Raw genomic sequence first — 12,581 nt, 5'->3', positions numbered from 1 at the left:
AGATCGACGGGCATAATTGACCGTAGTGGTTAGTACACAACGGCGGATACAAGTACACCATGAAAAGCCACAAAAATTTGATTGCTTGCAAGATTTAACAGCTACCGAATCAAATCGATAAGCCTTTGCATTTAATGGAGAATTTGTCAATAGTTCAAATAGCAAAGTGGGGGATTGTTGGAAAAGTTTGTAAAAAATTGAGTCTCGCCGCATGAAGCATTCTACGTTAACTTATTTGTTAAATCTGCGATACATTTTATTTTACGTTATGCCGATCGCCCATATAAGGTTGCTATGCGATCGCAAATAAACCAGTAATACCCAAAACATCGCTTGTTCCCAACTAGGCTGTAAGGTCTGTTATTGAGGAAAATTGGACTGCGTGTAAATAGGGAATAGGGCAGAAAGATTCCCAATGCCTAGTCAAAAGTCATTAAAATATAGATAACAGACGACTGACAAATGGCAAATGCCAACTAAAGAACTGACAAACTAGCTGCAATTGCGTCTAGGATCGTTTTAACAAAGCTAGAAAATAAAATTTTGGGGCAACGGAGAATAGGTGATGGAAGTTCTCAGATTACCAGTTATCATTCACCAATACCCAATGCCCCATTCCCAATGCCCATCATTAACTTACCAGGTCTAAAACTATGGAACTCACAATTGACAACGTTGAAACAGTCTTAGATGAATTGCGCCCTTATCTTATGTCTGATGGCGGCAACGTGGAACTCGTAGAACTCGATGGGCCTGTTGTAAAACTGAGATTGCAAGGTGCCTGTGGTTCTTGCCCCAGTTCTGCAATGACTCTAAGGATGGGTATTGAACGCCGCCTCAAGGAAATGATTCCCGAAATTGCAGAAATTGAGCAAGTGGTGTAAAAGTTAGGAGTTAGGAGTTAGGAATTATGAGTTTTGAATCAACTCCTAACTCCTCATTCTTAACTGCTAACTATTCTTATGTCTCATCCTCTGTACATTGCTTTTATCTGGCATCAACATCAGCCGCTGTACAAATCTCCTGGCAGCGGCGTTTCGCTATCTCCTAGTCAGCAGTACCGTCTACCTTGGGTACGTTTGCATGGGACTAAAGATTATTTGGATTTGATATTAATTTTAGAACGGTATCCTAAGTTACACCAAACGGTGAATTTAGTACCATCGCTGATATTACAACTCGAAGATTATATTGCTGGCACTGCTTTTGACCCTTACCTCACAGCCAGCTTGACACCAGATGAACAACTCACCCAGCAACAACGTGAATTCATTATCCAACACTTTTTCGATGCCAATCACCATACCCTAATTGACCCCCATCCGCGCTATGCCGAGTTATACTACCAAAGACAGGAGAAAGGGCAAGCTTGGTGTTTGGCAAATTGGCAATTGCCTGATTATGGCGATTTGCTAGCTTGGCACAATTTGGCTTGGATCGATCCGCTGTTTTGGGATGACCCGGAAATTGCTACTTGGTTAAAACAGGGACGAAATTTTACTTTAAGCGATCGCCAGCGCATTTATTCCAAACAGCGAGAAATTCTCAGCCGCATCATCCCTCAACATCGGAAAATGCAGGAGGCGGGGCAGCTAGAAGTTACCACTACGCCTTACACCCACCCAATTTTACCCTTGTTAGCTGATACTAACTCTGGTCGGGTAGCTGTGCCAAATATGACACTACCTGAGCAACGATTTCAGTGGGCAGAAGACATTCCCCGCCACTTGCGGAAAGCTTGGAACTTTTATAAAGACCGTTTTGGACAGATACCTCGTGGTTTGTGGCCTTCGGAACAGTCAGTAAGTCCGGCTGTACTTCCACATATTATTAACCAAGGTTTTAAGTGGATATGCTCAGATGAAGCCGTCTTAGGATGGACGCTGAAACACTTTTTTCATCGGGATGGGGCGGGGAATGTGGAGCAACCAGAACTGCTGTACCGACCCTATCGGCTGCAAACCGCAGAGGGTGACGTGTCCATTGTATTTCGTGACCACAGATTATCAGATTTAATTGGCTTTACCTACAGTGCAATGCCAGCAAAACAAGCAGCAGCAGACTTAGTAGGACATTTGCAAGCGATCGCTAAAATGCAAAGAGAAAGCCTTAGTGAACAACCTTGGTTAGTTACCATCGCCTTAGATGGAGAGAATTGCTGGGAATTTTATCCCCAAGACGGCAAACCCTTTCTAGAAGCTTTGTATCAAAGTTTGAGCGATGAACCCCACCTCAAACTCGTCACCGTCTCCGAATTTCTCGAAGAATTTCCCGCCACAGCCACCATCCCCGGAGAGCAATTACATAGCGGTTCTTGGGTAGATGGCAGTTTTACCACTTGGATCGGCGATCCCGCCAAAAATCGTGCTTGGGATTATCTAACAGCAGCAAGAGTTATGCTCGCAAGTCATCCCGAAGCGACGGAAGAAAACAACCCCGAAGCGTGGGAAGCATTGTATGCCGCAGAGGGTTCCGACTGGTTTTGGTGGTTTGGTGCAGGACACTCCTCAAATCAAGATGCTATCTTTGATCGGTTGTTTCGAGAACATCTGTTTGGCATTTACAAAGCATTAAATGAACCTGTACCGCCCTATCTCAATCAACCAGTAGAAATCCACGAAGCACAGACAAACCACACCCCACAAGGTTTTATTCATCCCATCATTGATGGTAAGGGTGATGAACAAGACTGGGATAAAGCTGGACGCATAGAAATCGGCGGATCGCGGGGCACAATGCATAATAGCAGTGTCATCCAGCGACTTTGGTATGGAGTGGATCACCTCAATTTCTATTTGCGGCTGGACTTTAAAAGTGGGGCTGCACCAGGGCGGGATTTGCCAACAGAGTTAAATTTGCTCTGGTTCTATCCAGAAAAAACAATGGTCAATAGCCCAGTTCCTTTGGCAGATGTACCAGATGCAGCCCCACTTAATTACCTTTTTCACCATCTTCTAGAAATTAATTTACTGACGCAATCGATTCAGTTTCGGGAAGCTGGAGACAATCATCAATGGCATCCCCGTTTCAGTCGCGCTCAAGTAGCAATAAATAGTTGTTTAGAGTTAGCAGTACCTTGGGCAGACTTGCAAGTTCCGCCAGATTATTCCCTGCGCCTGATTTTGGTGCTTGCAGATGAAGGGCGTTTTTCCAACCACTTGCCAGAAAATGCTTTGATTCCGATTGAAGTGCCGTAAATTCAGGTAACAGATGCGGAAGTTTACGAAGATGATTCTCTATACCAATTTCAAAAATATTTGCAACTAATAAATTGGGTGTAGGAGCGTACAGGTGTACATTGGTGTCAACTTAACGTAAAAGTCATGTCCCGCAAGGAACTGAAGTTCCTTGCTAATAGCTAAAGTCATCTGAAAGATGACTAAATATAGTCAAAAATCTTTAGTCTACTTCAGTAGACTTTAGCTATTAGCCTTGAGCTTTAGTTCCAGGCGGGTGAGGGAGCCAACAGTTAAGCCATTTCTAGGCTTAAGTTGACACCTATGACAGGTGTACGCCCCTATCCATGCATATCTAGCAAAAATTTCGTGAAATTGTATTAATTGAATAGCTGGTGCAAAGTCTATAACCTCACACCATCTATACACAATTAGCTATGCTGAGTATTTTTTCAGTTTGCTTGCACAAAACCACTAAAAGCTCTCGGCATAATCTCTAAAAACATCGGAAGTCTGACTATCTGACCAACTTGAGGCGACGACCTAATAGAGCAAAAACACCAACACCGAGTAAAGCGCTAAGACTAACGCTAGGCTCCGGGACAACAGCTGTCAGTCCGATAAGACGCTTACCGCTACTGATGCTGCCTACTGAGGTAGCAGCACCTGTAGCCAAGTTGATGGTATATAGATTGGAGCCAGATGCAGAGGTTGGAGTGGCTGCCAAGAAGGCAGTATTCACCCCGTTGTCTGTGAAAATGTCAAACCCTGCTGCCGAAGCAATGTCGAGACCAAGGGAACCTATTAGTACCTGAGTCCCATCATTTGGAGGGGCTTGTGTGTACAATGCGTCGGTGATGTAGTCAACGGTGTACAATGTGGTTCCAGTTGCCGGATCATTGTCAGCATTGGCGTATGCCGCAGCAGTGATGCTGGGATCTCCTGGGTTCAATGTCCCATCAACAAGAACCGCACCAGTCTCTACGTTGATGCGGTAGTTTTGGTCATTGACGCCAACGACCCGTAGACGATCAGGTACTGGGTTGAAGTCTACTCCAGAAATAGTCCCGCCGTCGAAAGCTACGGAGAGGGTACTTACAAAAGAACCAGCACCAGTGAACGGGTTAATGGTGTATATCTTGTTGTTAGTCGTTAGACCATAAATCAGATTGTTCGCTGGGCGACGGTCAATGCCCAACAAAGTACCCTCGATGCCAGTGACTGAGACAGTACTAGTAATGGTGGGATTGCTGGAATCAAAAAGAACTAAATTGTTGTCTTCAGTTAGTCCTACTAGACTAACTGCCGACGCCTTGGCGAAGCTGGCAATATAAGTGAATGGTATATTGAAGCGATCGCGCAATTTCTTTTTGGTCACGTTTAGCGGGAATAGTCTGCCGAAAATCATTCAAATAATATGGAATCGCTACTATTTGGATCGGATTACTCAGACGGCACAAGAAGCGAGTATAGACAACAGAGTTGCACTTTCACTTTGAGAGCAAGTTCAGTTCGTACTGATAACATGATTCGACAACCTCACGACAAATTCGCAAAGCAGTTTTTGGAGGAGCTACTTTCAGATTTAACTGAGGATGACCAGGAGTTGATTATGAATTTAACAGAAGCTTATCAGGAAGCAAGAGCGCAAGCAGTACAAGAAGGAGTACAGCAAGGGCAACGACAAGTTGTAGGAAACTTGTTGAGATTAAGGTTTGGTTCTGTAGACGAGGAATTGTCGAGAGCCGTTGATAGTTTGTTGCAGTTACCACCAGATGACTTTGCGAGAGTTTTACTAGAATTGTCTAGTTTATCTCGTGAAGAGTTGTTAGCAAGATTTGTTTCACACGGATAACTCAATAGTAAAAACCGTAATTTGTCACCGGAAATACGATTTTCTGAATGTGTAGTGAATTTAGCAGCCTTAATTAAATAAGTCTTCGTGGCTGGTTATGGTCATAATTGCTTTTGCTTGCAAACAAGAAAGTAGATAAACTAGATTTAGAAATTTTTCTTCTTTTCTATTTGGTAAGCCTGCAATAGATATTCACCATTGAAATGAATTAGGTGAGTTGCATCTTCAGCAACCCAAACATCTGTTTCCCAAGCAATCTCTGCCAAATATGCCACCATTGCCTTACGACTAAGAAATGTTGTTACCATCACCAGAGGTATTTGGACACTTCTGAATAAGACTTCAAGTTCCTTCTTCCGTTTAGGATTAATTGGGCCATGTGAGGTTACAGCTTCAATCAGCACCAACCAATTATTTTTTGTGAAGTGAATGATCACATCTGGCATTTTGCCGTGGAAATCGATGTTAACGCCCAAATCTGTCAATGCTGCTTCATCAAAGTGGGCAAATTTTTCATCTGTATCGCCAATATAGACGAGCTTTCCACTAGGAGTAAAACGAGGGGCGAAATCATTGATAATTTTTTCAATCAGAATATTCTGACCACCTGGCGATAAAGTTTTAATTTCCCCATTAATTACTATCGGAATACGAGACATTTCGCGCTCTTGAGCATACCGTTTTTTCAGAGTTTCTACCGAAGCAAGGTAGGTGATAATGCTCTTTTCCCATTTGTCAGTGGCGTAAGTTCTTAATAGTTCGAGCGCACTGGTTTCAATTTGGTATACAGTTTTGGGACTGTTGATAGGGCGGCTTAAATCATCTGGATTAGCAACTATCAAAGCTGCAACCAGAAATTGATGCACTGTCTGGCGGCGAACTGTTTCTCGTGTGTTGGGCTTATAGGTTTTGCCATAATGTTGAGCCATAAAGTCCATCATTGGCGTAATTCCCATAAAAGGGGAAGTTGCTAATTGCCAAGAGTCTGTCGGTTTTAAGTCAAGCAATGCCAGAAGAGTTAAAGCTGAACGTTCGTTCATCTGTGCTCTTGGAAAGCCCAATTGTGTCAAGATTTGCAGGGCTTCATCAATTCGAGACTTAGTTGCAATTGGATTATTTTCTGGCAGATTCGACATATTCAGCAGCTTCTTTTCGATAAGTTGATCAATTTCCTGCAAAGAAGGAAACTGCTCTTTAATCCCCGTCCCTAACGACAATAGCTGTGACAAATTAGGGTACTTTAATTTTCGCAAATCTGTTGCATTAACCTGAGTATGCCCATTGAACAACCGAAAAAAAGCATCAACTAGGGTTGAATTGAGATAAACAGCAAGCCCACGAGCCAAGGTAAGGCTAAGTCCACGCCCATCTTTATGAAAGTAATTTAAGTGATTTTCAAAGCCGACATAGGCATAATTAAATTGGCCGGCATCATAAACGACCGCAACAATACGCCTTTTCTCTTCTTTCGACGAGAATCTTTTGCATAGGACGTAATGCTCATTTGGGATCAGAAGATTTGCTGTTTCTTCTATATAGACTATCGCTTGGGGCTTTTTGGTTATTTTTGGATAGTCTACATATCCATTCGATAAATTCACCGGATAAATTAAAGGAACACTATTGTCTTCTGGATTTGCCCTTAAGTAATCTTTTGCTCGGAAATCTACTACCCGTCCGGTTGAAACTGTTAGCCCTAAATCTTTCAACGTACAGGTAAAAAGCGCCATTCGCTGTACAATTTGCTGGCTAATTTTATCTGGAAGAATATGAATGAATTGCTCTAGATCATCCGGGTGAACTAAGTCTAAATATGGTACAGAGTGTGACATGATCAAGTCATCACTAGCACCAGAACTGGTATTGATGATTACATTGCTAGACTTTTGCTTTTGTTTTGTAGCTTGAATGATGATAGTTTCCTGCAGAACATCATCATCACTAAATGCTTGTTGCCGCGACTCAAAAAGATGTACTTGCTGTAAAGCCATCATCTCTAAAAACATCTTGCGAAAGTCACGGAAATAAGGCCCATTACAAAAACTGCGCGGGGTAATTGCGACAAACTCTCCACTTGGTTTTAGAAGTTGCGCTGTAGCAGCCATAAAACCAGTATAAAGATTGCTAGTCTCCAAACCGATGGAACGCAGCAATTCGCGCACTTTGGAATGAGCATTGATTTTCAAATAAGGCGGGTTGAGGATAGCATGGGTAAATTCTGTTGCGTAGTTTACCGCCGTAGGCATCGCACTATTCAATAAACTAAGCTTTTGCAGCCTGACTGCATCTTCGATAAAATCAGTCTCACGAATTTCGTAATTGAAGGAAATACCCACATATTCACATTCTTTCTTACATAGCTCTAAAGTCTGATGCAAATATCCAATTAAAAAAGGGTCAATTTCATAGGCTACAACGCGCAAACTTGTGGTGCGTTGTGGATGCTGGCATACTTTTGCCACAAAAGCGGCTAGTAATGAACCGATTCCGGCTCCAGCATCAAGCAAGGATATTTCAGGCAAATCCAGCCTATTAAACATCTCAGCCATCAATTGGGCTACTGAGGCGGGAGTCAGAAACTGACCCATTGACGCTTTTTTGTCTTGCCTTAGCTTTAAACTTGCTACAGCCCGATGCAGATCCACTTCTGCAAGCAAGTTTCCACTTGATAGTTTTGCGAGGCTGGTAAACTCCAAACTACTGTTATGAGTTGCTACTAACGCTCTACTTCTTGATGGAAGATTTGTATTAAGAGCCGATTTATTTAATTTTATATTGCGTAACATAGTTTGATTTATTCTTCTCCACTTACTTAACGCCCTAAAAATTGCTAGAAAAATTTACTCAAAACTCACAGAAGTCCTGCTGACTCATATAGTCGTTTGATCATTGCTGTAATCCTTGCACCATAATCCAAATCTGCTGACCACCTCCCGGATAGCTGATCAATTAATGGCGCAATCCCACGTGTGACAAAGCGAAACCTTGGATCTACTTCTTCTCCTACCAAGGGTTCTAAATTAGCGTAAGCTTTCAAATGTTGGATGTGCGCCCTCACCCCAATTGTGGCACTGGGAAAAGATGCAGCCGCCGAACCGCCACCGATCGCACCTAAGCCGGCAAAGTTATTTTGCTCAGGTCTAATATCGCCACCAAACCGTAAAAATCCAGTTTCTACACACATTTGGCAAAAGGCAATATCGTAGTTTACTCCTTCTGTACGTGCTTCTCCTTGATAAAGTTTTGGGATGTCAGGAAACTTTACTAAAGCATTTTCATTATTGTTTCTGAGGAATAATTGTAACTGCACTTCTGAGGTATTACCATTCGATATGATCCGGTCAATTTGACCAGAGCAAACAATCAAATTCGAGCGCAAGGTGACAGTACGAGTTGAAGCATCCCAAGTGACGGCAACATTAAAATCCCGCAGTTCGATTGCTTTGATATAAACTATTTTGCGATAGGTAATCCGATTGACATTAGCTGCTTTTGTCAAGTCAATCCGCAGACGGTCTACTAAATCAATGGGGATGTAAGCATTCCCATTAACCAACACTCCTTGCTCTGAGTAATTTTGCCCATTGATGTTAATATTAATTGGTGGATAATTTGCTTCTGCCGGAGTTCCAGTGGGGTCAATTACACGACTCCAAGATACCAATCCATCGACAATTCCTAAAGCAAAATCGCGGCGGCGAGTTTGCAGCAAAGCCCGATCCTCTGGATTGCTGAGAAACCCTACTTGCATTAACAAAGCTGGAAGCGTTGTCTGGCGACAGAATGCTAACTTACCCAATCCACTATCTGTATCTGGTTTGACTCCCCGATTTGGTAATTGAGGTACACGGCGCAACAACCCCAGTAGCACCTGTTCAGCATTGCTCCGGCGATCGCTATTGTTAACAATATAAAAGACACTAGCCCCACGCACAGAAGGGCTGTTAGCTGTGTCAGATTGAATTTCTAGGGCGACATCACCCCGACGGCCACGAGAATTGATCCAGGTGATAGTTTGAGCGGCGCTCAAGTCATCGGGGACTGCTAAAATTTCCACATTCCGCGCTCTGAGTTCCGTGACAATCAAATCCCGCAACAGAATCATCTCTTTAGCTTCAGTTGTACCACCCGCGATCGCCCCAGGATCGATTCCTCCGGCTTCTTTGCCACCGTGAGCGGCTGATATAAAAATACGCCCCATATTTAGTATTTCCTCTGGTAAAACTCAGCGTCAGCAATTGTATACATCATTCTTGGTCTAACAACAAGAATATAATAGCGATCAGAAGTCCTTTGTTATTTCTCCAAACTTGGGGACTAGGGACTAAGTATTAGTACGGCACAATCAGTACTAACCCAAAGATTCTGGTATGGTTGAAAAGGCAATCTACTGCTGCTCAATGCCGTTAGTGCGATCGCACTTTAATATCTCAAGTTTGCGCGTTCCATCGAAATCTTTTTAAGTGACTGGACGTACCACACGAATTAGTTTTCCTTGCAACGGTTCTTCTGCTGGCACTGCCTCATCTATCCGTGCTGCAAATTCTTCCCAATTACGATTGTTCGTGCAAACAATAATACCGAAGTGATTAGAATCACGACGATGCAAACGGATAAAATCATTTCTGTTGATAGTTAATATCGAGCGTTTTTGACTTGTAGCAAATGCCAGCACTGCGTCATCAGGTATACCTTGATCTGCATTTCCAGCTTCTTGGACTGTCAAAACATCATGTCCCAAAGTACGTAATAACTTTACAACTGGAAACGGAAACTGCTCGTCTGCGTAAAACCGTGCCATCGACTAGGCTACCTCATTACACTCAATTGCCAATTCGATTTCATCGGGGTTAGCTTCTGCATATATCCAAGCATTAGCTAAATCTGTAGCTGTAATGGTTGGATAGCTCATCAAAAGGTCAGCATCACTATATCCAAGACGGCGAGCTTCCACAAGTACCCAGATGGGAATACGAGTTTTAGCGATGCGAGCTTCTCCACCACAGACTCTAGGAGTTTTCTCGATTCCTTGCCAATTGCTGCCAAGACTTTGAGCAAGTAACTGTATAGCCTGCACTTTTTCACTAGGACTAAGGGCAAGAAGTTGTTGTTTTAACTCTTTGAGTGTCACGGACGTAAATCCTCTAATGTTTTCTCAGGCTACATATACAATTTTATCAATTGCTAGGTTTATTCGAGTTACCATCCGAATAGCTTGACTCATATCTTGCACCTAACCGAATAAACCCGGAAAAGCAAAATATAATCAATTATGAATAATGACTAAATATGCAAATCCCCCGCTTGCACCCAGACACAATTGAGGAAGTTAAACTCCGAGCTGATATTGTCGATGTTGTCTCCGAACACGTAGTTTTACGCAAACGCGGAAAGGATTTTGTCGGTTTGTGTCCCTTCCACGATGAGAAAAGTCCCAGTTTTACTGTTAGCCAGACCAAGCAAATGTACTATTGCTTCGGCTGTCTAGCTGGGGGAAATGCCATCAAGTTTGTGATGGATTTGGGAAAGCGCTCTTTTGCTGAGGTTGTGCTGGATTTAGCACGACGTTACCAAGTACCTGTACAAACTCTGGAACCCGAACAACGCCAAGAGTTACAGCGTCAGCTATCTTTGCGTGAACAATTATATGAAGTTCTGGCAATGTCCGCCCAGTTTTATCAACACGCCCTCAGACAATCCCAAGGGCAAAAGGCAATTCAGTATTTGCAATCTAACCGCCAACTCAAAGAAGAAACAATACAGCAGTTTGGTTTAGGTTATGCTCCCGCCGGCTGGGAAACGCTGCATCGCTATCTAGTGGAAGATAAACGTTTGCCCGCGCAACTGCTGGAAAAAGCGGGATTGATTAAACCACGCAAGGAAGGGGGCGGTTATTATGACGTGTTCCGCGATCGCTTGATGATTCCGATCCGCGATGTCCAAGGGCGCGTCATTGCTTTTGGTGGTAGAACTCTCACCGATGAGCAACCCAAATATCTAAATTCACCAGAAACGGAACTTTTTAGTAAAGGTAAAACATTATTTGCCCTTGATCAAGCTAAAAGTGGGATTTCTCAACTCGATCAAGCGGTGGTGGTAGAGGGATATTTTGATGCGATCGCTCTCCACGCTGTTGGTATTAACAACGCCGTCGCTTCCCTTGGTACAGCCTTAAGTTTAGAACAAGTCCGGTTAATATTACGCTACACCGAATCAAAACAATTAGTATTTAACTTTGATGCTGATAAAGCCGGAACGAATGCCGCAGAACGTGCGATCGGTGAAATTGCCGAACTGGCATACAAGGGCGAAGTCCAGTTAAAAATTCTTAATTTACCCGATGGCAAAGATGCTGATGAATATTTGTATACTCACACATCAGAAGAGTATGGAGAACTGCTAGCGAATGCACCGCTTTGGTTAGATTGGCAGATTCAGCAAACTATTCAAAACCGCGACTTGAGACAGGCTACTGATTTTCAGCAAGCAACTCAGCAATTAGTCAAATTACTTAAAAATATAGTTAACAGCGATACACGAAATTATTATGTTTCTTATTGTGCGGAAATACTCAGCTTGGGAGATACCAGACTTATACCTCTACGAGTCGAAAATCTGTTAACTCAAATTGCTCCGGCTGCGGCTACATATTCTAAGCCAGTGTCAGCAAAGAAAGCATGGGGAGATAATAAACTTTCCCCACCCCCCATAGATCGCAGTCTTTTAGAACACGCAGAAGGCTTGTTACTAAGGATTTACTTGCATTGTCCTGAACAGCGTCAAGCGATTATTCACGAACTAGAAGAACGAGATTTGCAATTTAGCCTTTCCCACCACCGATTTTTATGGCAACAGATTTTAGATACAGCAGTGGAACAGGTAGATTTAATTTCAACTCTGGAAAACATATATTTAGAATTATCAGAAGACTTGGAATTAGTGTCGCATCTGTTTCATTTGAACGAGAAATGGAAGATAGAAATACCTCGGACTCCGCAAGTGGTTCAAGCTGCGATCGCTTGCATGGACTTGGTAATGCTTGAAAAACGCTATCGTCACTTTTTAGAACTATGGCAGCAAACCGATCCCGAAGCTGAACCAGAGAAATATCAATTTTATTATCAGGCTTTCTACGCTGCAAAAATCAAGCTTCAGAAAATAGACCGACAACGGTTATTTTCCATTACAGAGTTGTTGTAACTTGTCATTTGCGATCGCCGATTTAAGCGCATTATTTCTGCAAGAAAGGCAACCAAATATGAGCAACGAATCTATTTCGAGCAATTCTCAGACTGATTGGCAACGGCTAGATGCGATGAGCGATGAAGACATTGATTTATCAGATTCCCCGGAAATTACACCAGAACTCTTTGCCAAGGCTACAGTTCGACGGGGTTTACCTGCGGCAAAAAATAAAGCACAGGTGACGTTACGCATTGACAGCGATGTATTAGAGTGGTTTAAGTCGCAAGGACGGGGTTATCAAACGCAGATCAATACCTTACTGCGAGCATATATGGAAGCTCATCGATAGCCAGTAAAGCGATGCT

The 12,581-nt window shown here is 42.9% G+C and carries 10 protein-coding genes and 1 pseudogene; 5 read left to right on the top strand and 6 right to left on the bottom strand.

Going from position 1 to position 12,581, the window contains the following annotated elements:
- Positions 1-84: 84 nt before the first annotated feature.
- Positions 85-213: pseudogene (locus ACEW80_RS22200) on the bottom strand (DUF2887 domain-containing protein); the annotation flags it as partial.
- Positions 214-653: 440 nt separating this feature from the next.
- Here ACEW80_RS22200 and ACEW80_RS22195 point away from each other — a divergent pair.
- The gene (locus ACEW80_RS22195; protein ID WP_196521529.1) at positions 654-884 is read left to right on the top strand and encodes a NifU family protein; all 231 of its coding nucleotides are present in this window, start codon (positions 654-656) and stop codon (positions 882-884) included.
- A gap of 78 nt (positions 885-962) precedes the next feature.
- On the top strand, positions 963-3,197 hold the full coding sequence (locus tag ACEW80_RS22190; RefSeq protein ID WP_373528674.1) for a glycoside hydrolase: 2,235 nt from the start codon (positions 963-965) through the stop codon (positions 3,195-3,197).
- Between the two features lie 496 nt (positions 3,198-3,693).
- On the opposite strand, the gene ACEW80_RS22185 is transcribed toward ACEW80_RS22190, so the two are convergent.
- Positions 3,694-4,554 (bottom strand): DUF4394 domain-containing protein, encoded by an 861-nt coding sequence (locus tag ACEW80_RS22185; protein WP_373528673.1) that lies wholly within the window; start codon positions 4,552-4,554, stop codon positions 3,694-3,696.
- A 147-nt stretch (positions 4,555-4,701) separates the two neighbouring features.
- On the opposite strand from ACEW80_RS22185, the gene ACEW80_RS22180 reads away from it, so the two are divergent.
- On the top strand, positions 4,702-5,031 hold the full coding sequence (locus ACEW80_RS22180) for a hypothetical protein (protein WP_373528672.1): 330 nt from the start codon (positions 4,702-4,704) through the stop codon (positions 5,029-5,031).
- 146 nt (positions 5,032-5,177) lie between these two features.
- Here the strand turns inward: ACEW80_RS22180 and ACEW80_RS22175 are convergent, their stop codons facing one another.
- The 4 genes from ACEW80_RS22175 to ACEW80_RS22160 all read right to left on the bottom strand — a co-directional run bounded on the left by ACEW80_RS22175 (position 5,178) and on the right by ACEW80_RS22160 (position 10,162).
- Positions 5,178-7,817 (bottom strand): BsuBI/PstI family type II restriction endonuclease, encoded by a 2,640-nt coding sequence (locus ACEW80_RS22175; protein ID WP_373528671.1) that lies wholly within the window; start codon positions 7,815-7,817, stop codon positions 5,178-5,180.
- A gap of 65 nt (positions 7,818-7,882) precedes the next feature.
- Positions 7,883-9,232 carry an N-acetylmuramoyl-L-alanine amidase gene (locus ACEW80_RS22170; protein WP_373528670.1) on the bottom strand — a complete coding sequence of 450 codons (1,350 nt, stop codon included), beginning with the start codon at positions 9,230-9,232 and terminating at the stop codon, positions 7,883-7,885.
- Positions 9,233-9,490: 258 nt separating this feature from the next.
- Positions 9,491-9,832: a DUF5615 family PIN-like protein gene (locus ACEW80_RS22165; RefSeq protein WP_373528669.1), complete on the bottom strand. Its 342-nt coding sequence runs from the start codon at positions 9,830-9,832 to the stop codon at positions 9,491-9,493.
- A 3-nt stretch (positions 9,833-9,835) separates the two neighbouring features.
- Positions 9,836-10,162 carry a DUF433 domain-containing protein gene (locus ACEW80_RS22160; RefSeq protein ID WP_373528668.1) on the bottom strand — a complete coding sequence of 109 codons (327 nt, stop codon included), beginning with the start codon at positions 10,160-10,162 and terminating at the stop codon, positions 9,836-9,838.
- A gap of 158 nt (positions 10,163-10,320) precedes the next feature.
- Here ACEW80_RS22160 and dnaG point away from each other — a divergent pair, with 158 nt between their 5' ends.
- Together dnaG and ACEW80_RS22150 are read left to right on the top strand one after the other, a co-directional pair.
- Positions 10,321-12,231: a DNA primase gene (gene dnaG, locus ACEW80_RS22155; protein WP_373528667.1), complete on the top strand. Its 1,911-nt coding sequence runs from the start codon at positions 10,321-10,323 to the stop codon at positions 12,229-12,231.
- Positions 12,232-12,289: 58 nt separating this feature from the next.
- A complete protein-coding gene (locus ACEW80_RS22150) occupies positions 12,290-12,565 on the top strand; it encodes a BrnA antitoxin family protein (RefSeq protein WP_373528666.1) in 276 nt (91 codons plus the stop codon).
- The last annotated feature ends 16 nt before the right edge of the window (positions 12,566-12,581 follow it).

This window comes from Nostoc sp. (genome assembly GCF_041747015.1).
Taxonomy (GTDB): domain Bacteria; phylum Cyanobacteriota; class Cyanobacteriia; order Cyanobacteriales; family Nostocaceae; genus Nostoc.
The sequence above is the reverse complement of the archived record's forward strand: the minus strand, read 5'-3'. Positions and strand labels throughout refer to the sequence as shown.